Annotated in this window: 25 protein-coding genes; 6 read left to right on the top strand and 19 right to left on the bottom strand. The window is 33.9% G+C overall.

Features of this window, described 5'->3' with window-relative positions; translation table 11 throughout:
- Positions 1–308: 308 nt before the first annotated feature.
- Positions 309–1,808, top strand: coding sequence for a catalase (locus NKR20_RS00880; protein WP_419095281.1), 1,500 nt, complete (start codon positions 309–311; stop codon positions 1,806–1,808).
- Between the two features lie 146 nt (positions 1,809–1,954).
- Here the strand turns inward: NKR20_RS00880 and NKR20_RS00875 are convergent, their stop codons facing one another.
- A complete protein-coding gene (locus NKR20_RS00875) occupies positions 1,955–2,884 on the bottom strand; it encodes an AEC family transporter (protein WP_253422828.1) in 930 nt (309 codons plus the stop codon).
- Between the two features lie 371 nt (positions 2,885–3,255).
- Between NKR20_RS00875 and NKR20_RS00870 the strand changes: the two genes are divergently transcribed.
- A complete protein-coding gene (locus NKR20_RS00870; protein WP_253422825.1) occupies positions 3,256–4,713 on the top strand; it encodes a hypothetical protein in 1,458 nt (485 codons plus the stop codon).
- Here NKR20_RS00870 and NKR20_RS00865 read toward each other — a convergent pair.
- The gene (locus NKR20_RS00865) at positions 4,710–5,288 is read right to left on the bottom strand and encodes a hypothetical protein (protein ID WP_121213662.1); all 579 of its coding nucleotides are present in this window, start codon (positions 5,286–5,288) and stop codon (positions 4,710–4,712) included. The genes NKR20_RS00870 and NKR20_RS00865 overlap by 4 nt on opposite strands.
- Before the next feature lie 285 nt (positions 5,289–5,573).
- Complete coding sequence (locus tag NKR20_RS00860; protein ID WP_253422822.1) at positions 5,574–6,758, bottom strand: CaiB/BaiF CoA transferase family protein; 1,185 nt, start codon at positions 6,756–6,758, stop codon at positions 5,574–5,576.
- A 342-nt stretch (positions 6,759–7,100) separates the two neighbouring features.
- Here NKR20_RS00860 and nhaC point away from each other — a divergent pair, with 342 nt between their 5' ends.
- A complete protein-coding gene (nhaC, locus tag NKR20_RS00855; protein ID WP_253422819.1) occupies positions 7,101–8,564 on the top strand; it encodes a Na+/H+ antiporter NhaC in 1,464 nt (487 codons plus the stop codon).
- Between the two features lie 62 nt (positions 8,565–8,626).
- Here nhaC and NKR20_RS00850 read toward each other — a convergent pair whose 3' ends face one another.
- Both NKR20_RS00850 and NKR20_RS00845 read right to left on the bottom strand, forming a co-directional pair.
- Positions 8,627–9,865, bottom strand: a complete 1,239-nt coding sequence (locus NKR20_RS00850; protein ID WP_253422816.1) for a hypothetical protein — start codon at positions 9,863–9,865, stop codon at positions 8,627–8,629.
- A 249-nt stretch (positions 9,866–10,114) separates the two neighbouring features.
- Complete coding sequence (locus tag NKR20_RS00845; RefSeq protein ID WP_253422813.1) at positions 10,115–10,405, bottom strand: DUF6509 family protein; 291 nt, start codon at positions 10,403–10,405, stop codon at positions 10,115–10,117.
- A gap of 160 nt (positions 10,406–10,565) precedes the next feature.
- Here NKR20_RS00845 and NKR20_RS00840 point away from each other — a divergent pair, with 160 nt between their 5' ends.
- Positions 10,566–11,750 carry an alanyl-tRNA editing protein gene (locus NKR20_RS00840; RefSeq protein WP_253422810.1) on the top strand — a complete coding sequence of 395 codons (1,185 nt, stop codon included), beginning with the start codon at positions 10,566–10,568 and terminating at the stop codon, positions 11,748–11,750.
- A 42-nt stretch (positions 11,751–11,792) separates the two neighbouring features.
- Here the strand turns inward: NKR20_RS00840 and NKR20_RS00835 are convergent, their stop codons facing one another.
- From NKR20_RS00835 to NKR20_RS00795, 9 genes are all read right to left on the bottom strand, one after another.
- Positions 11,793–12,170 (bottom strand): hypothetical protein, encoded by a 378-nt coding sequence (locus tag NKR20_RS00835; protein WP_253422809.1) that lies wholly within the window; start codon positions 12,168–12,170, stop codon positions 11,793–11,795.
- 379 nt (positions 12,171–12,549) lie between these two features.
- Positions 12,550–13,365, bottom strand: a complete 816-nt coding sequence (locus NKR20_RS00830) for a metallophosphoesterase (RefSeq protein ID WP_121213670.1) — start codon at positions 13,363–13,365, stop codon at positions 12,550–12,552.
- Positions 13,366–13,689: 324 nt separating this feature from the next.
- On the bottom strand, positions 13,690–14,076 hold the full coding sequence (locus tag NKR20_RS00825) for a Na+/H+ antiporter subunit G (protein ID WP_121213671.1): 387 nt from the start codon (positions 14,074–14,076) through the stop codon (positions 13,690–13,692).
- Entirely contained in the window at positions 14,054–14,338 is a 285-nt protein-coding gene (locus tag NKR20_RS00820) for a Na(+)/H(+) antiporter subunit F1 (RefSeq protein WP_121213672.1), read from the bottom strand. Before NKR20_RS00820 ends, NKR20_RS00825 begins: the two co-directional genes overlap by 23 nt.
- Positions 14,335–14,820, bottom strand: coding sequence for a Na+/H+ antiporter subunit E (locus NKR20_RS00815; RefSeq protein WP_121213673.1), 486 nt, complete (start codon positions 14,818–14,820; stop codon positions 14,335–14,337). Before NKR20_RS00815 ends, NKR20_RS00820 begins: the two co-directional genes overlap by 4 nt.
- Before the next feature lie 5 nt (positions 14,821–14,825).
- Positions 14,826–16,304 (bottom strand): Na+/H+ antiporter subunit D, encoded by a 1,479-nt coding sequence (locus tag NKR20_RS00810; RefSeq protein ID WP_253422807.1) that lies wholly within the window; start codon positions 16,302–16,304, stop codon positions 14,826–14,828.
- The gene (locus NKR20_RS00805; protein WP_121213675.1) at positions 16,297–16,635 is read right to left on the bottom strand and encodes a Na(+)/H(+) antiporter subunit C; all 339 of its coding nucleotides are present in this window, start codon (positions 16,633–16,635) and stop codon (positions 16,297–16,299) included. The genes NKR20_RS00810 and NKR20_RS00805 overlap by 8 nt, the downstream gene beginning before the upstream one ends.
- Position 16,636: 1 nt before the next feature.
- A complete protein-coding gene (locus NKR20_RS00800) occupies positions 16,637–17,059 on the bottom strand; it encodes a Na(+)/H(+) antiporter subunit B (RefSeq protein WP_121213676.1) in 423 nt (140 codons plus the stop codon).
- The gene (locus NKR20_RS00795; protein WP_253428000.1) at positions 17,049–19,460 is read right to left on the bottom strand and encodes a Na+/H+ antiporter subunit A; all 2,412 of its coding nucleotides are present in this window, start codon (positions 19,458–19,460) and stop codon (positions 17,049–17,051) included. Before NKR20_RS00795 ends, NKR20_RS00800 begins: the two co-directional genes overlap by 11 nt.
- Before the next feature lie 312 nt (positions 19,461–19,772).
- Here NKR20_RS00795 and NKR20_RS00790 point away from each other — a divergent pair, with 312 nt between their 5' ends.
- Entirely contained in the window at positions 19,773–20,450 is a 678-nt protein-coding gene (locus NKR20_RS00790) for an adenine nucleotide alpha hydrolase family protein (RefSeq protein ID WP_121213678.1), read from the top strand.
- Between the two features lie 262 nt (positions 20,451–20,712).
- On the top strand, positions 20,713–21,432 hold the full coding sequence (locus tag NKR20_RS00785; RefSeq protein WP_245987456.1) for a YetF domain-containing protein: 720 nt from the start codon (positions 20,713–20,715) through the stop codon (positions 21,430–21,432).
- Between the two features lie 17 nt (positions 21,433–21,449).
- Here the strand turns inward: NKR20_RS00785 and NKR20_RS00780 are convergent, their stop codons facing one another.
- From NKR20_RS00780 to NKR20_RS00760, 5 genes are all read right to left on the bottom strand, one after another.
- Positions 21,450–22,160 (bottom strand): CBS domain-containing protein, encoded by a 711-nt coding sequence (locus tag NKR20_RS00780; RefSeq protein WP_253422805.1) that lies wholly within the window; start codon positions 22,158–22,160, stop codon positions 21,450–21,452.
- A gap of 118 nt (positions 22,161–22,278) precedes the next feature.
- Positions 22,279–23,061, bottom strand: coding sequence for an ABC transporter permease (locus tag NKR20_RS00775; RefSeq protein WP_253422803.1), 783 nt, complete (start codon positions 23,059–23,061; stop codon positions 22,279–22,281).
- Positions 23,048–23,950, bottom strand: a complete 903-nt coding sequence (locus NKR20_RS00770; RefSeq protein ID WP_253422801.1) for an ABC transporter ATP-binding protein — start codon at positions 23,948–23,950, stop codon at positions 23,048–23,050. The genes NKR20_RS00775 and NKR20_RS00770 overlap by 14 nt, the downstream gene beginning before the upstream one ends.
- Positions 23,947–24,147, bottom strand: a complete 201-nt coding sequence (locus NKR20_RS00765; RefSeq protein WP_121213682.1) for a PLDc N-terminal domain-containing protein — start codon at positions 24,145–24,147, stop codon at positions 23,947–23,949. Before NKR20_RS00765 ends, NKR20_RS00770 begins: the two co-directional genes overlap by 4 nt.
- A 92-nt stretch (positions 24,148–24,239) precedes the next feature.
- The gene (locus NKR20_RS00760) at positions 24,240–25,184 is read right to left on the bottom strand and encodes a carbohydrate kinase family protein (protein ID WP_253422800.1); all 945 of its coding nucleotides are present in this window, start codon (positions 25,182–25,184) and stop codon (positions 24,240–24,242) included.
- Positions 25,185–25,313: the final 129 nt, after the last annotated feature.

Here is a 25,313-nt window from a genome sequence, read left to right as displayed (position 1 = left end):
AATTCAATTTTCAATTAGATAGGAATATTTTCAATAACAACAATAATAAACTCTTCTTGTACACTATCATTGTACGATTTCCCTTTATTTTTCACATTAAATACACATGATTAATATCGCAGACATATCGAGTATTTACAACAAATTACGACATATCAACGATTGTAACAGTCACTTCTTTTCCAACTTATAAATAGTAAAAACTATAAAATATAAATTTCTTAAAAAGAATTATTATAATTTAGTAGAAATTATGATTTAGATTTGTTATAGTAATTTACGTAGAGTTTTACTTTAGGAGGTAATTAATGATGACTAATGATAAAAGACGCCGTTTTACAACTGCTGGTGGTGCTCCAGTAGTAAGTAACCATGATTCAATGTCTGCTGGAAAACGTGGACCACTTTTACTACAAGATGTTTGGTTAGTAGAAAAATTAGCAAACTTTAACCGTGAAGTTATTCCTGAGCGTCGTATGCATGCAAAAGGTTCTGGTGCATTCGGTACTTTCACTGTAACTCACGACATTACAAAATATACAAAAGCAAAAATTTTCTCAAAAGTAGGTAAACAAACTCCTATGTTTGCTCGTTTCTCAACAGTAGCTGGTGAACGTGGTGCAGCTGATGCAGAGCGTGACATTCGAGGATTTGCTTTAAAATTCTACACTGAGGAAGGTAACTGGGATTTAGTTGGTAATAATACACCTGTTTTCTTCTTCCGTGATCCATTACATTTCACTGATTTAAACCATGTTGTAAAACGTGACCCACGTACAAATATGCATAATGCAAATAGTAACTGGGACTTCTGGACATCCCTTCCGGAAGCATTACATCAAGTAACAATCGTTATGTCTGACCGTGGTATTCCAGATGGTTACCGTCATATGCATGGTTTCGGATCTCATACTTATAGCTTAATTAATGAAGATAATGAACGTGTATGGGTAAAATTCCACTTCCGTACAGAACAAGGTATTAAAAACTTAACGGATGCTGAAGCAGCTGAAATTATAGGTAAAGACCGTGAATCTTCTCAACGCGACCTTTATGAAGCAATTGAGCGTGGAGATTTCCCTAAATGGAAAATGTACATTCAAGTAATGACAGAAGAACAAGCGAAAGAATTACCATACAACCCATTCGACTTAACAAAAGTATGGTACAAAAAAGACTTCCCTCTAATTCCAGTAGGTGAGTTTGAATTAAATAAAAACCCAGATAACTACTTTGCGGAAGTTGAACAAGCTGCATTTGCTCCTTCTAACATTGTTCCTGGTATTGGTTTCTCACCAGACCGTATGTTACAAGGACGTATCTTTGCTTATGCTGATGCACAACGCTACCGTTTAGGTGTAAACCACTACATGTTACCTGTAAACGCTCCAAAATGCCCATTCCGCACATTCCATCGTGATGGTGCAATGCGTTTTGATGGCAACTTGGGTTCTACATTAGGTTACGAGCCAAACAGCTATGGTGAATGGGAACATAACACTGACTTAAAAGAACCATTACTAGAACTTGATGGTGGTGCTGGCATCTATGACTTCCGTGAAGATGACAACAACTACTTCGAACAACCTGGTAAACTATTCAACTTAATGACAGCAGAAGAAAAACAACGTCTATTCGATAACACTGCTGCAAACTTACAAGGTGTTGAAGAATTCATCCAACGTCGTCATATCTTACACTGCTATTTAGCTGACCCAGCTTATGGTGAAGGTGTAGCAAAAGCACTTGGTTTAACTTTAGACGGTATGGATCTTTCAAACCCATACTTAACAAAGGTTGGGCAATAATTTAATAGATTTATAGATTATGAATCTATCTACTAGATTCTAATCTCATCTCATTGATATCCAAATCCAAAAGCTTTGTGTTTATCGAGTTTACTCGGTACACAAAGCTTTTTTTATAAAAAAAAGCATCTTTCAAATGAAAGATGCTATGTAAATAATATAGTTGATAAATATATGACTACTGTAACAGTTAAACAGCTAACAATTGTTGAGAATAACACCGTTTGAGCTGCCGTATTCGATTCTACATCATATTCTAAAGCTAGACTCGAACTGTTTCTAGATGTCGGAAAGGCACTTGCAATGAATAATGATTGAGCCACTACCCCATCGAGACCTAATACATAAATAATCAGAAGTGCTGTTGCAGGTCCTATCACTAACCTTGTAAAACAACTAATTATAATCGTTTTATTAATCATTGTTTTTAATTCGATTTGAGAAAGCTGTGCACCAAGTGTAATTAACGCAACTGCAATAAACCCATCCGAAATATGATCAAGAGGAATACGAAATGTCTGAGGGATTTCAAAATTTAATACATTTAATAGTACGCCTAATATTAAACCATGAACAATTGGCATCTTCGTAAAATCTTTTATGATCTCTAATCCAGATTTTGTCGTTGAAATTAAATTATATAGACCATAAGTATAGGTCGTCATATTTTGAAATATAACGAGAATGACTTGAATTGCAACTCCGATTGGTTGAGTAGAAAAGACCATTTGGGCTACAGGAATCCCATAATTTCCTGAATTGATTAAGACGACACTGTTTTTAAAAACTGCAGACTCCATTCGATTTAAACCTAACATTTTTGCAATAAAGTGACTTATTAGCATTTGACATCCAATAAACAATGTAATAAAGATAGCTACTTGCCCTAAAACGGCCATTTCAATAGTAGTTTCATAAATATTTAAAAATACTGCCACTGGCATAAAACAGTATGTAATGAGTTGGGACATTGCCTTTAAATTAAATCGAAACTTCTTTTGTAACATCACACCTACGATTAGTAATACCAAGATTGGTGCTACAATTTGAAAGAATATCATTGATAAGTAATTCATATATATTTCCTCGCATTTAACTAATATCTATCCCCTATCTTAACACTCTTTGCAAAGGAAATTTACTTCTGTTAACATATATAAAATTAATTTAGAGAGGAATCATTTATGAATAAAAAAAGTAAAAGACATTTTTACATTTGCCTTTTTATTTCTGTGCTCTTCACAGTTAACATCGTAAAAAATTATTTCAATACAGGGAAAATATCAATCGGAAGTATATTAGTTACGGTAGTCATTTATATTGCTACAATTTTAGCGGCCTATACTATGAAAAATAATAAAAATTAATGTTTTAAATATTTGATTCATTTTCTTTGCGAAAATTTGGTATATTCAAGATAAGGATCTCTTTTATGGGAGGGTTTAATTTGCTGAAAATTGATGAGCTACTTCTCGCCGAAACAAAGGGCAAGATTGACAACTCTCTTGAAGAAGCCATTCAAAGAGTTTGTCCATGTAAAAAGGAAATTGATGATAGCGTTTTTGGCTCCCTACTTGCTCTCGATTCTATTCTCATTACGAAGGAAAAAGCTAAGAATATTATCTACTCCACTGTTGAAGAATTTTGGGGAAATATTGATTTATTTTTACACTCAACGTTACAGACTACAACCATTGATATAGAGAATGCGAATGAACGCCTCCATTCATTCATTACATCTAAAACTGGTAAAAAGGCAATTTTTGATCATTTACTTATACATAATCATTTTGAATTTGATAATTTATTAGCTCTCGTTTTCGGTAAAGATATCAAACTATCATTTCCTGCAGGCGGCCTTCAACAAATAAATTTATTCCAAATAGGCAAAAAGTTTTTTTTACATATTATCTATAATGATAAAAATGAATTTTGGAATATTTTATTTGCAAAAAAAATATACTCTATTTTTTTGCAAACGCCATTACAAAAAATTAAAGATGTCATGCAATTAATAGATTGCTTTAAATTTATATTAGAAAAACATTATACATTGAATCAATCAGTCGTTGTTACGAATAACCTCATAAAACAACTTGATGAGCAAAACGTCCGATCCTATCAATTAAAGGAACTACATTTATTTAATCTCATCTTACATTTTAATGGTGGAAAACGACATTATAAGAAGTTAAATAGGTTAATTGAGTGGATACTTTCTTCTTGGGGAAATGGAAAATGGGCTCTATCTGAAAAGGAAAATGCACTTTTAGTCTATATGTTAGCAATGAATGCATCGGAGCAAAATGATATTGAAAAAGTAATTGAATATGGAAGGTATTTAATTCATCAAGATCGTCTTATTAATCATTCCATTGAATTACTTGTAGAATATAGTAATGTTTTACCTAACTTAAAACCTGAGCCAGCTACACTGGTTAAAGGATATAACAAAAATTATTTAGAACAAATTTTTTATATTTTAATTGATGCACTTATTCAAAATGAGCAATTTGATGAAGTAGTCTCCTTACTAAAGAAACATGAAATCGCGTCATGCTCTAGTATTTACGACTATTTCAATGCACCTCAATTCGATCAAGACATGCTGCATCGAATAGAAGCTACCGTACAGAGAGATATTGCTTATATTGTTCATAATTCACCACAACATGTATTACAATCAATTGAAATTTGGCTTAACGATTATCAAAATGAAAAAAGCCCATATTATGAAATTGCCATTGAAACGTCAAATCATGTTTGTAATCTATTGAAGGTATTTTTTGCAACTGAGCAATATGAGCTTTTTGAGAAATTAATAGAGGTTTATAACAAATATCTTAAAATCGACTCACACTATTACGAGCTCCGAGAATTTGTATCAAAATACGTAAAAGCTTAAGCTATAGATTGTATAGAAGATACTGGGACGTTTCTCATAGGTTTTGTCCGGTAAATTTGAATATATTCATGAATGGTACCAGTATAACGCAATTGTAAATATGGAAGCTTTGTAAAATCAGTAGGTTTCATAAAGTAAGGGCACTTTCCACAAAGGGATAGCCCTACATATTGGAAGAGGGTTGCGATAAATTGAGAGCAGAAAAAGGCATTATGTCTCTTAACTTTCAATCGACAGGCAACCCCAAATAACCCAATAAAATTATATTTATATATATTTTTATTCAATTTATAATGCTGTACATGTTCCTTTAATAAATAATATTGTTCTTCTGTCACTGGGCACTCATATACTGCACAACTAGCACTTCCTAATAGCTTAGAAGAAGGATTTTCATGAACAAATCCCCCAATAAACGGATTATTCTCTCGCTTCCTCCCAAAACTGTACATTTCTCTTAATTCTTCATCAAAAGAAATTGATATATGATTAAAATTCTCTTGCGTATATAACTGAATTGCCCTTGATAACAGAGAGCCAGTCTCTGTAAGTACTATGTAAATGACTTTACTCATCTGAATCACCCCTGAAACCAAATCATATACGTATATTAACTATAAAATATTAAGAAACTTGTAATGTAAAAATTAAGATTCCCTTAATATTTGACGTCTATATATAGAAATACGTTTCAAGATATGTCTTGGTTTCAAAAAAGATACGTCTCTACGGGTAGAGACGTATCTTTTTCTGCACCGATAACGTTAGTGGCAGGCGCAAAAATTTTGAACCTTATTCTTTCTGTTATCTTTACTGATACAGAATGCATTCTTTTCTGCATCGAAAGAAAAAATCCTCTCCTACTGTAATACCCCTTTTTTCTTCAGCGCTTCAATTTCCTCATTCGAATACCCTAACCCTTCTAGAATCTCAGTATTATGCTCACCCAGCTTTGCTCCTACAAACTTATATGTTGGTTCCTCTTGGTCAAATTTAATCGCTGCTCCAATTTGTTTTTGTACATTGCCTTCTCGATCTGGTATTTCAACAATCATGTTACGAGCAGCTAATTGTGGGTGTTCACAGGAATCTTTAAAAGTTAAAACAGGCTCTACACATCCATGGAAATCCTCATTAAATACTTCTAACCACTCATCAAAAGTTTTTGTTAAAAACGCATCTTTCACTGCTTCTTTAAATCGTTTTTGTGTATAAGTTGAATCATTAAATGTACTTTGGATTAATTCAGGAATGTCTAAAGCTTCACAAAGTAACTTACGGAAGTGCGGCTCAAGGCTACCAACAGAAAAATATCTGCCATCCTTTGTTTTATAGTAATCATAAAATGTGCCGCCATTTAAAATTTCTTCTTCTGCTTGTGCTAGATGTCCACTTGTTAAATATGTTGTTCCATATAAAGCGTTCATTGTGAATACTGCATCTACCATTGATACATCGATATATTTCCCTTGTCCCGTTTTTTCTCGGTGTAATGCTGCAGCTAGCACCCCTACTGCTGCGTGCATCGCTCCTCCTGCAATATCTGCCATTTGAATACCCATTGGTACAGGTTTTTTATCTTTAAGGCGTGAATGATCAAGAACCCCTGCGATAGATAAAAAATTATTATCGTGTCCTGGCCGATCTCGGTAAGGACCGGTTTGACCATAGCCAGTAATAGAACAATAGATAAGTTTTGGATTTTCACATTTTAACGTGTCATAATCAAGACCTAATCGTTGCATCACACCTGGTCGAAACCCCTCTATCACAATGTCATATTCATGTATTAATGACTTAACAATATCGATTGCCTCAGGTGTTTTTAAATCTAAGCTAATTGACTTTTTCGATCGATTTAAATGTTGATGAATAAATGACTCACGTTCGTGATCATATGGTGGCATAATTCTCATCATGTCCACCCTTTTTGAAGACTCAATATGGATAATATCCGCTCCATAATCCGCGAACATCATTGTAGCAAACGCTCCAGGTAACATTGATGAAAAATCGAGAATCTTTAACCCTTGTAAAATTGACATCTTCCCCATCCCCCTTTAAAACACAAATGTACCAACCATTACCTTACTTCTATATTACGCTCTTCTGTATTAATACAGTTTGCATTACTATTAACAGTATTATAACAATATAACAGCATTTTACCTAACATTATTTAATAAATTATCAGATTATTTTAATAAATGGAAATTCTATTATATGTATCGATTATTCTCGTATTTTCAATTATATTAAACATGATAGACATTTCAAAATATATTGACACCAAATAATAAAACTTATACTATTACTCTATAAAATTAAACGACTATTAAACGTCATATTTTTTAGGGTAATACAATTATCAGAAATGGGGATTTAAGATGGGAGACAAAAAAGAGTTAAGTAAAAAAGAAATACCTCTATTTTGGGCTTTGTTGCCATTAATAATCATGATTGCAACGATGATTATTACAATTATCTTCCTTGAACAAGGACCACATATTCCTTTAATCGTTGGTACAACTGTTGCTGCTCTAGTTGCTTGGAAACAAGGTTTTAAATGGGTAGAACTTGAGGAAATGATGTACAAAGGAATTAAACTCGCATTGCCAGCTATCGTTATTATTATTTTAGTAGGACTAGTAATTGGTTCTTGGATTGGTGGCGGCGTAGTTGGAACAATGATTTACTACGGTTTACAGATTATTACTCCATCTTTCTTTTTGGTAACGATTACATTAATTTGTATTGTCGTTTCTCTTGCAATCGGAAGTTCATGGTCAACAATGGGAACAATCGGTGTTGCAGGTATGGGGATTGGACTTAGTATGGGGATTCCGGCTCCAATAATAGCAGGGGCAGTAATCTCAGGGGCATATTTCGGAGATAAAATGTCACCTTTATCTGATACAACCAACCTAGCATCTGGATTAACAAACACTGACCTTTTTGAACATATTAAACATATGTTTTATACAACGATTCCAGGTATTTTAATTGCCTTAATTGTTTATGGAATCATTGGGATGAACTATAAGGAAAGTAATATCGATACAGCGAGTATTCAACAAACACTATCAGTTTTAGAAGAGAGTTTTACAATCTCGCCTTGGCTTTTATTGATTCCTGTTGCTGTTATCGTACTTGTTGCTTTAAAAGTACCAGCAATTCCTTCATTAGTAATTGGTATTTTATTAGGTACATTATCGCAAGTAATCATTCAAGGTGATACATTAGCTCAAGCAATCGCTTCATTACAAAGCGGATATGTTATTGAAACAGGTAATGAAATGGTAGATAACCTATTTAATCGTGGTGGCCTTGACTCAATGATGTATACTGTTTCAATGACGCTTGTTGCGATGACTTTCGGTGGAATACTTGAATATTCAGGTATGTTGCAATCCATTATGAATCAAATTATAAAATTAGCAAAATCAACTGGTAGTTTAATAGCGACTACAATTTTAGCTTGTTTTACAACAAATGCTACATGTTCAGAACAATATATTTCGATTGTTGTACCTGCTCGAATGTTCGCATCAACATATCGTAAAAAAGGATTACATTCAAAAAACTTATCTCGTGCTTTAGAAGATGGTGGAACATTAACATCGGTATTTATTCCATGGAATACTTGTGGTGTATTTATTCTTGGTACACTGGGTGTAGGAGCAATGGAATATGCACCTTATGCGGTAGTAAACTACGTTGTTCCAATTCTCTCAATTATATATGCATTTATAGGCTTCACAATTCAGAAATTATCTGAAGAAGAAATTGCAGAATTAGATCGAATTGATGAGCTAAAAGAATTAGAAGAATTACAAACGACTACTAACTAAAAAAAAGGAGGTTAATCTAAAATGATTAACCTCCTTTTTTTGATATTTAGTTATGCAAAGAGTTAAAGGTATGTTGGAAAATTCAATCGGTAAACCGCGCGCGGCCTTCCCTGTTGGTATGTCATTTCTTCTCCAACAACCTCAGCATATTGATGATCAACTAACTTTTTTAGAATACGTTCTGATGTACGTCTGCTTACCTGTAAAAATGATTCCAAATCATGAGCAGTAAATTCATTGGCTGTATGATACTTACTAAATTGAATTACCTTCGAAAGATTAGCAGGACTTAATGAGGTGGATTTTGCCACTTCAACGAGTACAGGTTCCTGTGTACGTAATTCAATACAACGATGATATTTAGGATATGGTCCAAGTAATTGTTTATGTTCTGTCAATACATATGCAGTATTTGATTTTGTTAAAAGAAGAGCATCTTTTGCATTCTGTGTTGCCTCTTCGATATTACTACCATATCCAAATGCCAATTTAAAAGACGTATCACTTAACCTTTTCCACTGTATTTCTGATAAGTATTCAAATATTCTTTGAACATCTCCTTGAGTAGTAAATAAAGTAAATAAATTTCTTTCTACCTCAATTAATCTCGTTTTAAATAATAAGGTGAACTGACCCAGTTCGTTAATTTGAATTTCTCTATTACTCTCAAATTGTATGTAACCTACCGCAATTTTTGCTGATTGACTTTTAGATAAAATGGCAAGGTTTTTAGTTTCACTAATCCCTTTAATAATAGAACTTCTTGGGTCAATCATTCTTATGACAGGCACATTTTGCTTCTGTAAAATTTCATAAACTGCATGAATACTAGTTACCGCTTGAGTTGTTTTTTGATTTTGATAAAGATCATAATGAAACTTTACAATTTCCTCAATATCGACATTTGGTTCTATTTTATACATCCATGGAAATTCATTAGTACTTATATCTTCTAATATACCTGTTGCAATATTTGGGTCAGTAATATCAATGGATACTTCTTGCAGTGTAGTTCCTCTGTTTGTTAATGCAAGTAACGTTGTAGCAATGGCCGTCCCATCTTGCTTTAAATAGTGTGTTGGTATTGGAAGCTCCTCACACTTTTTCTTTGCATAAAAATAAGGCAATGAGCCCGAAAAAAATACTGCATCGCACGGTTTAATCTGCCCAATAAGTGCTGTCGCCTCCTGTGGGTTTCTATATGTATAGTATTGAAGTTTAATTGATGAGAGTTCTGTTTCAATTGTTTTTACTCGTTTTGCAAATTCGTTTGAACAAATTACAGCAATTTGTGTATCCACTGTATCACCCCAGTACTTTTTTATGAAATGTGTATTTTTATACATTGTAAATATTCTAAATTTTCAGTCCTATAAAATCAATAAAAAAGTGGCCGTCTGAAAATCATTTTTGTGAGACGGTCACTTTGTGATTGTCGCTATCGCTTTCATCACAGATAAATTGCGATGAGGATGGTGTTAACCACCGCAGGAGCATTTTTTCCTAAGATATATTTAGAAAATTTTCACTTTTGGATACCCCTAAATTTATTATTCATTTACAATTTGTTCTTTACAGAATTCCAAAATCATTGATTCTTCTTCATCTTCCAAACCAAAATCTAAGTACTTATTTTCTCCCTTATCCATAATGAAGTAATTTAGAAGTTTCGTTTCTCCTTCTTCATTTTGACCAATCAACACTCGAATTTCAATTCCAGCTTCAGAATAAAGTTCATCTTCTTCATCTACTTCTACATCTATTAAAAACTCGAAACGTTTTCCCTCAATGATATTTGTAGGGTCTTTTATTTCCTCTACCGAAAATTGTGTTATCTCCATTTATTCAATTTCTCCTTTAACGTATCCTCTTACAAAGAGACTTCTATCTCTATATAATAATCAAAATTGAGTTATGGTCAATTAAAAGCCTTGTAATGTGACACAATTCACCATATATGACAAAATAAAATTAATCATTCTTAAAGGAGTAACCTGACAAATGCGTAATTTATTATTTTACCAAGACGTAATGATAAAAGAATTTACTGCTCAAGTTTTGAAAACTGGTGTAGATGGAAATCGTCCATATGTCATCCTTTCAAACACTGCTTTTTATCCAACTGGCGGAGGTCAACCACATGATACTGGCTTCATAAATGACATTCGGGTAATTGATGTTGAAAAAGTAAATGATGAAATTCGCCATTACACTGAAAAAGAGTGCAATTTCACTGGAGAAGTACGAGGCTATCTAGATTGGGAACGACGCTTTGATCATATGCAACAACATTGTGGCCAACACATTTTAACTGCAGCATTTGTAGAACTCTTCGACATCGCAACAGTTAGTTTCCATCTCGGAAGTGAACTAGTAACAATTGATTTAAATACGGAACACATTACCGAAGATCAACTTGCCCTCGCCGAAAAAAGAGCCAATGAAATCATTTTAGAAAATCGACCAATCGAAATAAAATGGGTAAATAAAGACGAGCTTTCTCAATACAATTTGAGAAAAGAGGTATCTGTCGATGAAGATATTCGTTTAGTCATTATCCCTGACTATGACTATAACGGTTGTGGAGGTACCCACCCTACTTCCACTGGCCAAGTAAGCTCCATCAAAATTATGGGAACAGAAAAAATGAAGAAAATCACACGAGTTTCTTTCGTTTGTGGAAACCGTATTCTTAATCAACTTGCAATGCGAAAAACAGTGTTATCAGATGTTTCAAAACAATTAAGTGTACCAGAAGAAAATGCAGCTGAGACACTACGCAAGGTTTTACTAAATGCAAAAGCCACTGAGAAAGCACTTTCAGAAGCACAGGATACGTTATTACAATATGAAGCAAAAGAGTTATTGGAATCTGGTGAAAATGGTATAGTTACCGCACTCTTTGAAAATCGTACGGTTCAAACTTTACAAAAGCTTGGTCGCGCCATTATTTCACTTCAAGATAATGCAATTTCTTTACTTGTTGCTCAGAATGAGGACAAGCTTCAATTTATTGCTGCCCGCGGTAGTAGTATTGAAATTAGCATGAAGAATGTTTCAAGTGAAGTATTGCCATTAATTAATGGTAAGGGTGGCGGAAATGATGCATTTGTACAAGGTGGCGGAGAGAAACTGATTTCTGCACAAGAGCTGTTACAACATATGATAAAACAAGTGATAAAATAGGAAAAAGCAGTATTTCGGTTATTAAGAAATACTGCTTTCAATTTATTTTGTAATTTTCTTTATGCATAAGTAATTTTCCAATCCATATTTATGTAAGCGTTCAATATTTGCCTTAATTTCTTGATATTCTTTCTTACTAATTAAAAACCTATCTAATACAATTTTTCCCTTTAAATAAACCATACAACCTTCAAATTCTAATCTAGTTGATATACTTTTTGGCGGTTTATTTCCCCCATAAAGTAGTTCTGATTTTTCAAACATGGTTCCATTAAATAATCTTTGTAATAAAAGACAATGATCATTATGATACCTTTGATACGTAATAAAAAATTGTAATGTTGAGATAGGTATATAATAATAGATTTTTCTTTTATTAAAATCTTCACATTCCATTAGACAATTCGTAAATTTATTCATGACTATGTCTCCCTACATAAAATTTACGCCCCTTAATGGCAGGTTAAATAAAGATTTTATAGAATCTACCAAATTCATTATGTATAATTTCGTAAAATTAACTAGATATTATTAGGTTACCATAAGATGAATTTAATAGTAAATATTTTTTATTTTTATTAAATATCCACCATTTACACAGTGTATATATTGAAGTTTATTTAAAAGAACGAATTAAAAAAAGTGTCCAAAAAGTCAAAACTCTTTGGACACCTTTTAAATAAAATATTACTTCTGCGGTGGTCGCATTAAAATGCCACCATCCTCATCACAATTTATCTGTGACAGAAAGCGAAGCGACCGTCACACAGAGAACTAAAATACTTTTCAGATTCATCCTTTATTTCGTTTTCAGCTCAACTACAACGATTTCAGGTAAATTAAGTATTCTAAATGGAACGGTACTATTTCCTAATCCACGACTAACTGCCATTGTTGTCTCGTCCTCTTCATACACCCCAGCAGTATACGTTGGGAAAAAACCTTGTGAAGGTGCAAATAACCCGCCGATAAATGGTATACGTACCTGTCCACCGTGGGCATGTCCTGAAAACACTAAATCAATATTATTAACAACATATGTGTAAAACATTTCTGGACGATGGGCTAATAAAATTGTAAAATAATCCTCATTAATTTCTGACTTCGCTACATTTAACATGGTTTGCGTTTCATACCCATTTAAAGGATCCTCAATACCAAGGATATTAAGATATTCTTCATTACGTTCGAGCGTAACAGAAGTATTTGGCAGGACATGTACACCTAATTCCTTCAATGCTCCATAAATTTCACTTACTTCATTTATTGCTACTTCATGATTTCCTATTACATAATAAACCTCGGCTATCTCCACAAATTGCTCCACTGCATTAAGGCTTTGTTGTAAATCATATCGATTGCTATCAATCACATCACCTGTAATCACAATGATATCTGGATTCGATTCTCGTACTTTTTCAACAAGCTTACCTTGTTCTATTCCAAATGTTGCATCATGTAAATCAGACACCTGTGCTATTCGTAAACCATTAAAACTTTTCGGTACCTCTTCCGATTCATAGATATGTTCGGTAATAACAATCCAGTGATTATTTATATACAAAAATAAATAAACCCCAATAATTATGGAAAATAAAATTAATATTTTTTTCAAAGCTACTCGCTCAATTCATTGATTAGTTTTATTCAAAAAATCACACTTCTCCATATTATTTCATATGCTTAACGACATTCAAGTATAAGGTAATGGATAAAATTTCTGACGACATCCTTCATTTTTCAAAAAATTATCCACAATTCTAATCTATCTTATCCACTAATCCGAAGTTCTCCACACCTTTATCCTCAGTTGCATCAGTTGTCCACATTAAAAATCCAATTCTCCCCCATAAGATGAAAAAATATTATCCACAATTAAAAAAACATCCACTTTTACGCTACTTAACGTGAAAAGTGGATGTATCAAATTGTGGATAACTTAATTATTATCTATCTTTAACTCTTTATTTTCTTCATTTGCAAACAATAATGGTTTTAATTCATCCTCGCCTGAACCTTCCGCTAATGGTACTCGGGAACGATAAGCCGCGCGACAAATTAAATGTCCGGCAACAGGCGCTGTAATAAACACAAATATAATACCTAATATTAAACGGATGCTCACATATCCATCATGAAACCAAAAATAAATGAAAGCACCTGTTAAACTAACTAATACTGCTAACGTAGAGCTTTTTGAAGCTGCGTGGGATCGTGTATATACATCTGGTAATCGAATCAATCCCAAAGCACTAATTACACTAATTATACCGCCTAGTAAAATTAGTAGAATTGCACCCCACTCAATTATCTCCTTTGCGTTCAACAATAACACCCCTTTCGATATATTTCGAAAAGGCAATCGTTCCAATAAAAGCTAAAATACCTAAAATTAAAATTGCCTCTAAAAAGGCTTTCGTATTCAAAAGAATGGATACGATGGCTATCGCAGAAATTAGATTCACACCAATCGTATCTAATGCAATGGCGCGATCAGGCATTGAAGGTCCCATTATGACACGATATAGAAGAATAGCTATCGCTATCATAAATAAAGTTAATGCAACTAACATAATAGTTTCTTTCATTCTCGTGTCACCTCCATAATTGCTTTTTCATATTTCCCAATCGATCGAATAACTTCTTCCTTCGATTGTTCTATATCCATAGCATGAATATAAAACACATCTCCTTTTTCTGAGACCTCCATTACAACAGAACCTGGAGTTAGAGTTAATAACAACGCCAATGCCGTAACTTCCCATTCACCTTCTAAGTTTGTTTTATAAGTGAAAATACCAGGCGTGATATTTAATTTTGGTGTAAGGATTTGTTTCATAACAGAAAAACTGGATATTAAGATTTCCTTTATAAATAACAAGATCAAATTGATTAATTTAATTACTCGATTTAAATAGAATCTTGTACCAAAGAAACGATGCATGACATATAAAATTCCTATTCCTACTACAAATCCGCTAAAGAAAGTTGTAATTTCTGGAGTAGGTGCATCAACTAATAACAGCCACAATAGTGCTATAAATAGATTTAATAAAAATTGACCAAACAACCCACTCACTCCTTTAACACTGCATCAATGTAGACAGATGGATTAATTAATGTGTTTACTGCATCTTTCACATATACTGCCAACGACTCTGCCCCAACTCCAATAAATACTATTGAGATTGCTAGTAATATAAAGGAGCTATAAGCACCCTTTGGAATCCGCTTACGATCTTCAAAACTAATAGTAGTTTCACCAAAGAATGAAGCTAAGAAGATTCTTAACAGAGAATATAGAACAATAATGCTCGAAGCAAAACCAATCGCTAACAATATGTAAGACTCAGCTTCTAATGCACCTTGACCAATTAATATTTTCCCAACAAAACCGCTTAAAGGCGGGATTCCAGTTAAAGCAAGCAAGACAATAAAGTAGATCCATCCAAATAGAGGATAGTTACGAATTAATCCACTCATATTTTTTATTATGGTTTCATCTGTTAAATAAACCATCATTCCAATAATTAAAAATAATAGAGCTTTCGAAACCATATCGTGCATTAAATAATAAACAGCACCTGTCATGGCGGTTTCTGTTCCTGCTGCTAAACCAATTAAAATAAAACCAACACCAATGATGACGTTATACGTTCCAATGGTATAAACATCCCTACCTGACAATGCACCCAGACAACCAGCAATGATTGTGATTCCAGCCATAATACCAATCAAAGAATGGGTAATCTCTTGATTTAAAGGGAACATTAATGTAAATGTACGGATTAAAGCGTAAATCCCTACCTTTGTTAATAATGCAGAAAATAAAGCCTGCACTGCAGCTGGCGGCACACTATAAGAACCTGGTAACCAAAAGAATAATAGTAAACCTGCTTTTAAGCCAAAAACAAGTAGGAATAAAATAGCTACTGTAGTTAGTAATGGCTCTTGACCAGCTTCTGCAACACGTTCTGCAATATGGGCCATATTTAATGTTTTGACTGTCCCATATAGAAATGCAAGTGCAACTAAGAACAACCATGATGCCACTACATTTATTAATACATATTTTAAAGATTCTCGAAGTTGAACCTTTTTACCACCCATCGCTACTAGTACATAAGATGCGAGTAACATCACTTCGAAACAAACAAATAAGTTGAAAATATCCCCAGTTAAAAATGATCCATTTACCCCTGCTATTAAAAACATCACAAACGGGTAGAAAAACATCTTTTCGTTATCTTTACCAATAGTTGAAAAGGCGTACAGTAAACAAATCGTTGTTACAACACTTGCAGTTAAAACAAGCAGCAAAGCAAAGGAATCCGCTACAAACAAAATACCAAATGGAGGTAACCAGCCGCTAAAGTCTAGCCTAATAATTCCTTCCGTTTGGACAATATCTAATAGTAAAAAGCTAATGACACTAACTGTAATCATTGTAATTATACTAATAACACGTTGTAGCATAATGGAACTTCGTAGAAATACGAGAATGATGCCTGTAATAATTGGAATAATTAGGGGAAGTACGATTAAATTATTCATCAGAAACTCCCCTCAATTCACGAAAATCAGCAGTTCCATTCGTTTTATACGTTCGATAAGCCAGTACTAGCAAAAATGCCGTAGTGGCAAAACTAATAACAATTGCAGTTAATATTAAGGCTTGAGGCAAGGCATCTGTAAACTCGCCTTCAGATTGACCAAGTAATGGGACAATCCCTTTTTTTAATCCACCCATAGCTAATATTAATAAGTGGACTGCATGGGATAATATAGCGGTTCCTACAATGACACGAATCATATGTCGAGAGAGGATTAAGTAGGTACCAACTGAAACTAGAATTCCAACTAATACGACAATTAAAGACTCCATACTATTCATCCTCACTTATACTTAAGATAATCGTCACAAGTGTTCCTATTACAGTTAAGGCGACACCAGCTTCGAAAATTGTAACTGTTGTTAAATGCTTCTCTCCTAAGATAGGGATATTAAAATACCCATCTGTTTGAGAAAGGAATGGCGCGTTAAAGTACAGAGATCCAATTGCAGAACCTGTTGCTAATAGAACCCCTAATGCAGCTACTTTTTTAAAATCAAAGGGCATTTTTTTATGCACTGTTTCAAGGTCATAAGTGATGTATAGAAGAACTATTCCCGAACCTAACACAAGCCCTCCTATGAAACCTCCACCTGGTGCGTTATGCCCTGAAAAGAATAAATAAACACCTAAAGTTAAAATGATAAATACGACACCTTTTACAACTGTGCGTAAGATTACATCATTAATTTTCAATATCGGCATCCCCCTTTTTCGCTTTTAGCTTAATGATTGTATAAACTCCTAAGCCTGCTATAAAGAGAACGACCACTTCTAACATCGTATCAAACGCCCGGAAATCACCTAAAATTGTATTTACGATATTTTTCCCACCTGCTAGATTGTAGGCGTCTTCAAAATAGGTTGAGATCGTTTCAAATTTTTCATAGTTTATAACAGCTAAACCAACGATCGTAACAGTTGCACCTACAAGAATTGAAATAACCCCATTTGTAAATTTAACCCGCTTCGATGTTCGCTCTGGTGTTAAATCAGGTAAAAATTTGAAACAAATTAGAAACAGTGCTGTTGTAACGGATTCCACTACAAGTTGTGTTAATGCTAAATCGGGTGCGCGGAAAATAACAAAGAAAAATGCAACGGAATAGCCCAGTACCCCATTTAATAACACGGAGGCGATACGTGATGTTGTAAAAAGGATTGCTACTGCTGCAAAAATTACAACAAACACTAAAATTAATTCAAAGCTTTCTACACTTGAGTTACTCATCAAACTCCATTCAAAGGAATCTGTTAAGAAAAAGATGCCCGCAACAACAATGACAAACACCATATAAATATAAGAAAAGTAATGAGTGAGATTCCCGGTCATATAACGTTTTGTTAAATTCTCTGATACGTTTTCACTAAAGCTAATTATTGTTTCGTATAGTGAATTTAACGTAAATCTTTGTGGAATCCATCGATAAATTGGCTTCCACCGTTTTAAAAAGTAATATAGGGTACCTCCTAAAATGACTACCCCAATTGTCATCCATAATTCCATATTCAATCCATGCCACGCAGAAATATGTGGTGTTAATTCTTCTGTTGATGGGAATGTAGGATAAATGCTTGCCATAGCAGGTTGTAAAATATAATGACCTAATAAATTTGGAAACACAAAGATTCCTACTACTAGTCCAATCAGGATAAATGGAGGAATTAACATACCTATCGGTGCTTCGTGAGGATTCTTATCTAAAATATCGGGCTTAATTTTTCCGAAGAAGGTTTTTCCAACGATAATTAAGCAATAAACAAAAGTAAATATACTAGCTACCCATGCAATGACTGGTATTACGACACCAAGACTATCAATCGAAAACACATCTAATTGTGTAATTTTTAAGGTAGCTGCAAAGAACATTTCTTTACTTAAAAAACCGTTAAATGGAGGCATCCCTGCCATCGATAAACTACCGATTAATGCTACAGTAAATGTAAAAGGTAAAATCGGCATGAGTCCACCAAGTCGGCGAATGTCTCTTGTTCCAATTTCATGGTCTACAATTCCCACCATCATAAACAGTGCGCCCTTAAATGTAGAATGATTAATTAAATGGAACAGTGCTGCAAAGGCTGCTTGTGTATAAATAATTGAATCTTGACTATAGCCTAAATAAACAGCAATAGAGCCTAACCCAAGTAAACTCATAATAAGTCCTAGTTGACTAACTGTTGAAAAGGCAAGTAAAGCTTTTAAGTCTACTTGTTTCACAGCATTAAATGAACCCCAAAATAATGTTAATAGTCCAACACCAGTGACTGCCCAAAACCAAGTCATCTCGCCTCCAAAAATTGGCGTAAACCGAGCTACAATGTAAATACCGGCTTTCACCATCGTAGCTGAGTGTAAATAGGCACTAACCGGGGTTGGCGCTTCCATTGCATCTGGAAGCCAAATATGAAAGGGAAATTGTGCAGACTTTGTAAATGCTCCTAAAAGAACTAATACAAGTGCTGGGATAAATAATGCATGCTCACTAATACCAGCAATATTTGATATGATTTCCTGTATGCTAAACGTTCCGCTCATTGAATACAACATTAGAAACCCTACTAACATTGCAATTCCACCTGAGACAGTAATGGTCATTGATTTCCTAGCCCCTGCTCGTGAAGCTTTACGATGATGCCAAAAAGCAATGAGCAAAAAGGAAGAGACACTTGTTAACTCCCAAAATGCATATAAAACTAATAAATGATCTGAAAATACAACGCCAAGCATTGCCCCCATAAATAACAGCAAGTAGCAATAAAAATGGTGCAACGACTCTTTTTTAGATAAATAAAAGATGGAATATAAGATTACTAAACTTCCAACACCCGTAATAAGTAAACTAAATATTAAACTTAAACCATCGAGGTATGTTGTGAAATTTATATTAAATGAGGGGATCCACTCATAATTATTGGAAAACGTTAGGTTCTTCGCAATACGAGGGATATATGTAGTTAATAAAAGGAACAAACTTAAAGGGACCACTAAAACAACCCAACCGATAACCTTTTTGGGTAGTCGCCTATAAAAAATAGGAATGCACGCTGCTACAATAAAAGGTAACAGGATAATGGCAAGCTCAAATGTCACAATCTACTGACCTCCTAGTTTCGTAATAGCTCCTATCTTTTTATATCCCAATCCCTTGACTTATGAAAGGTTGAACATCATAATATTGTGTCATATAGAGATGGCGATTAAATTAAAACAGCTACTACTTTCCGAAGTTGTAATTTTTTTGTTAAATGTACTAAAATAATAATTATTATTACATGTAAAAGTATACAATAGAAATTACCCATTTGCACTTAATTAGCTTCCCTATTTTCTTTTTAAAACGTCATTTTTCTCAGTTGCCATTATTATTTTGATATATTGAACTATTTTTAAGAGGAGCAGACTACGATGAATCATGTAAAGAGATTGGATGAGAGTATTTTAGTTTGTGTATATTACGGACTTAATGGTGAACGACTTATTCGTCGTGGACATAAACTTGCGACATTATTGGATTGTCCACTCTATATACTAACTGTTGACTCAAAACCAATCGATAGTTTTGATGCAGAGAAGTCAGGGTATATTGAACGTTGGACGCAATTAGCCGAAGAATTACAAGTTGAAAAATTCATTATATGTGACAATGAAAAACGCCCTATTCAAAAGGTTGTTGCTGAAGTTGCTAAAAATTATGGAATTACACAAATTATCGTTGGACAAAGTGCCCAAAGTAGATGGGAAGAGATAACAAAAGGATCATTTTTAAACGTGTTACTTAAAGAAGTTCCGTTTGCTGATTTCCACATCGTTGCTGTAAAACGTCCAGTAGAAGATGAATTATATGGGACATTTGAAAAGGGTGTCCGTGCTTATGTAATCCGTGATGTAGAGAACTACAAAATTGTATTCACTTGTCCTAAAACAGAATATTTAGAAGGAATATTCTTTAAAGAAATTGGGACAGATTTTGATAATGGTATATTCAAATTTTCTTATGAAAACAAAATGAATGAAGTAACGATTAAAGAAGGTTTTGTTAGTAATCCACACCTCATTCATTCAATATTGAGTCCAATTCATTAGTCTATAAGCATTAAAAGAGGTGTCCAAAAAGTAATAATTTTTTGGACACCTCTTTTCTTTCTTGATAAATATCTCTTATGAATTATTGTTCCTGCGGTAGTCGAAATAAATTTCCACCATCCTCGTCGCAATTTATCTGTGACGAAAGCGTAAGCGACAGTCACAAAGGAGTTGTCTCAAAATGACTTTTCAGACACCTCCTTTTTTCGTATACAAATCTTTCTTTTGTTCATGCTAAGAAATGAAGGAAGGGAGATTCAACATGGGAGATTTTACAAATGTACACTTCTTTGAAATGATAGTAAGAACAACGATTGCCTTCTCAGCAATGTTAATAGTTGCCCGGATTATTGGAAAAAAACAAGTAAGTCAGTTTACCTTTTTCCATTACGCAACTGGCATAACATTCGGTTCAATCGCTGCAGAAATATCCTCAAAAGCAGATGGGTCTTTTTGGGATGGAATAACAGGATTAGTATGGTGGACATTTTTAACATTACTCGTAGGTTTTCTTACGCTACGTTCAAAAAAGATACGTGTATTATTGGATGATAAACCAATGATTTTAGTAAAAAATGGAGTTATTATGGATAAAGCTTTGAAGAAGTCTCGCTTACATGTTGATGAACTTGCCATGTTATTAAGAGAGCAAAGTATCTTCTCCTTCGATGAAGTTCATTATGCAATTTTCGAAACAAATGGAGAACTCAGTGTATTAAAAAAGCCTGCCCATGATTCAGCAACAAAGCAAGATGTGAAAGCTGACGTATCCATTCCTCCCTACGCTCCAACCGAGGTAATTTCAAATGGCAAAATACTCTCAGAAAACTTAACGGAGATTGGATTAACAGAAGAATGGGTTTTGAATAAGCTTCGTAAGAAAAAAATACAAAATTTAAAAGATGTTTATTATGCACAAGTGCTTGAAAATGGCTCATTGTATATTAGCCTACGAAATGATAGTGGTAAAGAACCTAATTAACTTTACCACTTTATTTTTTAATCTACTTTCATAATGTCAATCGGTGTGATAATGCCTAACAGTTTTTGTTGTGGTTTTCCATGCTCAGTAATTAACAGTGCTTCAAAACGTTTCCCGCGCTCTACACCCTGTTTGAAAATTTCCTCAGCATCGTAAATTGTTATGTATCGACTAACAAATTTATAATTTACACGATTTTTCTCGTGGTGCAAAATATCGTATAATGTAGGCATCTTTTTCGGAATTTGGTTGCCTGAAATTGTAGTCGCTAACCAATTGGTAATACCTACTGTTGTAACAAGTCCACGAAATTCGTGACCTTCATAAACTGGAAATTGCGTAAACTTTCGTTGACGAATAACGTTTAATACATACTTTAATGAATCGTTTATTTGAAAACAAAGCACTTTCTTGTGAAAAACTTGTCCTACTAATCTTGGCTTTGATAATACGTGATCAATATATTCAATTCGGCTTACTACTTTTGTGTGAGGTTCAGCAATGACAAATTCTGCTGACGTACGATGGTGAACGATGGCGTTGCGTAAATCTGCAAATGAGCGTAAATCATCTTCATATTTTCGGACTAATGCACTTTTCTTTTTTCCGTAATCTACTAATCGGTAAAAGGGCATAAACTCTTTTGCTTCAATAATTTCCCTTAATGTTAAACTAATTCGATTAAAAGCTATTAAAAAGCGATCTGAATTTCTTAACTTGGTAGTCATCCAATCCACCTCCCAATCTTATTTTAAGAAAAATCTGGATATTTATAGTCAAATTCTATTATATTCCAATTGAAATCTAAATAAAATAGCCCATCACGTATATGTGATAGACTATAGTTTAAATTTTAGTTGTCGATGCATTACGTTTGCACATCATTATGCCAATCAGGATAAAGATAATTAGCAACCCAAAGGATAAACATAAATTTATTATAAAATCTGTTCCATCATAAAAATCGCTTAATAATGCTAAGGATGAGCTTGGTAATTTCCATGGTGAAACAGATGTAAAACTACCAACTAAACTTTCAAAGATTGTACCACCGATTACGAGAAAAATCGTTAATGTTGCTGCAACAACGGTTTTAAAAGAAGCACTCATTGCTACTGTTAAAGCCATTACTAAACAAATCCATAATAAATAGGTTGCAAGCATTGCGATAAAACGATTCCATTCTACAGGACCATATAAAATTACTGTGTAATATAAACTTGCTGCATACCCTGCAATAACACTAATCATTGCCACAAGAGTCGCCACAAACCATTTACTTAAAAATAACGCACTATGTGATATAGGGCGAACATATAAAAGCGTTGCAGTTCCATTTTGGCGCTCTCTACTAATCGTACCAACAAAGGTTGCAATTAAAACTATTAATCCAATTGATTGAAATTGGCCTGTTGATGCTGCAATAATATCGGCAGCTGAAAATTCAGGCATTACCATTTGAAATCCTTCTGGCATACCTCCCACTGCCTTTAAAATATCCATCATGTAATAATTTAATATTGGATCACTCACACCTAGTAAAATAAACACAAGGGGAAGCCATAATAATTTAAAACTACGCCAGCTCTCACGTAACTCTTTACCTACTAATACTTTAAACTGACTCATAGCTTCCAACCACCTTCATGAAGATTTCTTCTAAACTTGCTGTGACCTTTTCAATGCTTTCAATGGAGAACTGACTATTTGCAAGACGGTTTAGCATATGTTGCATCGTTGGTTGCTCATGAACAATTTCTACAAAAACCTTTTCTCCTTCTACATGACAATGAAGTTCTGACTGACTAGCAAATTGTAATGCTTGTTGACTGGAGCTAAATTTAATTTTGAATCGAGGCTCTTCAAAACGAGCTCGCACTTCTTTTAAAGATCCCTTTTCTACTAATTTCCCACCTCTTAAAAAGAGAAGTTGATCTGTCATTTCTTCTGCATCATTTAAAATATGAGTAGAATAAAGAATTGTCGTTTCATTTTGAATTTCCTTTAATAAATTCATAATTTCTCTACGTCCTACTGGATCAAGAGCAGAAACCGGTTCATCTAATAAAAGTAATTTTGGTTTATGGACAAGGGCTTGTGCAATACCCAAACGTTGCTTCATTCCCCCAGAAAACGTACCTGTTTTTTTATGAAGGGCAGCACCTAAACCAACATACTCTAATATTTTTTGTGATTGTAATTTTGCTTGTTTTACTTCTACACCGCTTAGTTTCGCGACCATTTCTGTATATTCAAGAGCGGATAACCATGAAAAGAATTTTGGATACTGGGGCAAAAATCCAATAACAGAACGCATATCTTTTACGCCCTCCATCTTAATACTACCGGATGTTTGGCTCAATAAACCTGTTAGCATGGACAAAGTCGTTGTCTTTCCTGCTCCATTTGGTCCGATTAACGCTGTTGACGTATTAGGCTCAATGGAAAAAGATATATTGTCAACTACTGTTTGATTGCCAAAAGTTTTTGTTAAATCCGATACGGTAATAAGAGTCATGATTGTTTTCTCCCTATAATAAAGTACACAATAGATCCAAGTAAATTACCAAAAATGATAATAATCACCCATAGCCATTTCGGTCCGTTTGTTGCATGGATTCTTGATAAATCAATTAAAGCTACAACCATTAAGATTAATTGTATGAATAATAATGGAGCAATTAACGCCCACGGAACTGCTTGTAACTCTCCCATTTTCTCCACTCCTATACTTTTCATTTGTTACCTTAAGTATAATTTTGAATAAAAAAACCGACAACGGAACAATCGTTGTCGGCGGTCGATTTTTATAACCATTGGTTGACTTCTACTAATTTAGGAAGCGCTGATAATGCGCCTGCCTTTGTTGCAGCAAATGCACCAAGTTTATTTCCAAAACTAACACATTTGATTAGTTCATCTTGAGTAGTTGGTAACCCATTGTAATGGACAGTTCGTAATACTCCCGCCATAAATGCATCTCCTGCTCCAGTAGTATCAACTGCTTCTACTCTTTCAGTTGGCACATGAATAACCTCACCATTTAACACTGCATATGCTCCATCAGCACCAACAGTTATTAACACAATTGACACCAAATATTGATTAAGTATTTCTATGCCATCTTGAAGATTATCGGTTTGTGTTAAGAAAAATAGTTCTTCATCTGTTAATTTTAAAATATGAGCATCCTCAAAAAAGGATATGATTGTTTCTCTACAATTTTCTTCACTACTCCAACGTAAAGGACGAATATTTGCATCAATAGCAATAATAGCGCCCTTCTCCTTAGCCATTTCTACACCTTTTCTAGTTGTAGCTAGAGCTGTTGGATGAAACATTGTACCAGAACAAACATTAAAAATCGATGCTCTTTTAAAAGCCTCTTCATTTAACTGATGTGGTTCTACTTGTAAATCTGGCGTCTCATCTACATAATCTTTAAATACTCGCTCACACTCTTCTGTTAAATGTACATATACCCCACTAACACGTTTTTCTGGAACGATAATGGAATAATCTATATTTACGCCCTCTTTACTAATTTCAGATCGAACAAATTCTGATGTTTCATCATCGCCAGTAATAGTGATTAGTGCTGAAGGTGCACCAATTCGGCTAATACCTGCTGCTACATTCACAGTTGCCCCACCTAAAAAAGTTGTAAAGGATGTGTTTGTTTTATCATTCGCTATATAATCAACAAAAGCGTCTCCGTATACTAAAACAAAGTCTTTGTTTGGGTGACTCATAAAGTTGTCTGACCTCCGAATATGTGCTGAAATAAGATTACCATAAAATTTACACAGCCTTAAAGTTTTAAACTATTCAGACAAGGGAAAAAGTCATAATTCCCTTCAATATTTTGCTATAATTCTTTT

It is taken from the genome of Ureibacillus endophyticus, assembly GCF_024159215.1.
Lineage (GTDB): Bacteria > Bacillota > Bacilli > Bacillales_A > Planococcaceae > Ureibacillus > Ureibacillus endophyticus.
Note: the sequence above shows the minus strand (reverse complement) of the source record. Positions and strands in the feature narration are given on the sequence as shown.

Excerpts from the sequence above, each read along its gene's own strand:
- NKR20_RS00880 (WP_419095281.1), top strand. The coding sequence starts at position 309 with ATGATGACTAATGATAAAAGACGCCGTTTTACAACTGCTGGTGGTGCT.
- NKR20_RS00875 (WP_253422828.1), bottom strand. The coding sequence starts at position 2,884 with ATGAATTACTTATCAATGATATTCTTTCAAATTGTAGCACCAATCTTG.
- NKR20_RS00865 (WP_121213662.1), bottom strand. The coding sequence starts at position 5,288 with ATGAGTAAAGTCATTTACATAGTACTTACAGAGACTGGCTCTCTGTTA.
- NKR20_RS00860 (WP_253422822.1), bottom strand. The coding sequence starts at position 6,758 with ATGTCAATTTTACAAGGGTTAAAGATTCTCGATTTTTCATCAATGTTA.
- nhaC (WP_253422819.1), top strand. The coding sequence starts at position 7,101 with ATGGGAGACAAAAAAGAGTTAAGTAAAAAAGAAATACCTCTATTTTGG.
- NKR20_RS00845 (WP_253422813.1), bottom strand. The coding sequence starts at position 10,405 with ATGGAGATAACACAATTTTCGGTAGAGGAAATAAAAGACCCTACAAAT.
- NKR20_RS00840 (WP_253422810.1), top strand. The coding sequence starts at position 10,566 with ATGCGTAATTTATTATTTTACCAAGACGTAATGATAAAAGAATTTACT.
- NKR20_RS00835 (WP_253422809.1), bottom strand. The coding sequence starts at position 12,170 with ATGAATAAATTTACGAATTGTCTAATGGAATGTGAAGATTTTAATAAA.
- NKR20_RS00820 (WP_121213672.1), bottom strand. The coding sequence starts at position 14,338 with ATGAAAGAAACTATTATGTTAGTTGCATTAACTTTATTTATGATAGCG.
- NKR20_RS00810 (WP_253422807.1), bottom strand. The coding sequence starts at position 16,304 with ATGAATAATTTAATCGTACTTCCCCTAATTATTCCAATTATTACAGGC.
- NKR20_RS00805 (WP_121213675.1), bottom strand. The coding sequence starts at position 16,635 with ATGGAGTCTTTAATTGTCGTATTAGTTGGAATTCTAGTTTCAGTTGGT.
- NKR20_RS00790 (WP_121213678.1), top strand. The coding sequence starts at position 19,773 with ATGAATCATGTAAAGAGATTGGATGAGAGTATTTTAGTTTGTGTATAT.
- NKR20_RS00785 (WP_245987456.1), top strand. The coding sequence starts at position 20,713 with ATGGGAGATTTTACAAATGTACACTTCTTTGAAATGATAGTAAGAACA.
- NKR20_RS00780 (WP_253422805.1), bottom strand. The coding sequence starts at position 22,160 with ATGACTACCAAGTTAAGAAATTCAGATCGCTTTTTAATAGCTTTTAAT.
- NKR20_RS00775 (WP_253422803.1), bottom strand. The coding sequence starts at position 23,061 with ATGAGTCAGTTTAAAGTATTAGTAGGTAAAGAGTTACGTGAGAGCTGG.
- NKR20_RS00770 (WP_253422801.1), bottom strand. The coding sequence starts at position 23,950 with ATGACTCTTATTACCGTATCGGATTTAACAAAAACTTTTGGCAATCAA.
- NKR20_RS00765 (WP_121213682.1), bottom strand. The coding sequence starts at position 24,147 with ATGGGAGAGTTACAAGCAGTTCCGTGGGCGTTAATTGCTCCATTATTA.
- NKR20_RS00760 (WP_253422800.1), bottom strand. The coding sequence starts at position 25,184 with ATGAGTCACCCAAACAAAGACTTTGTTTTAGTATACGGAGACGCTTTT.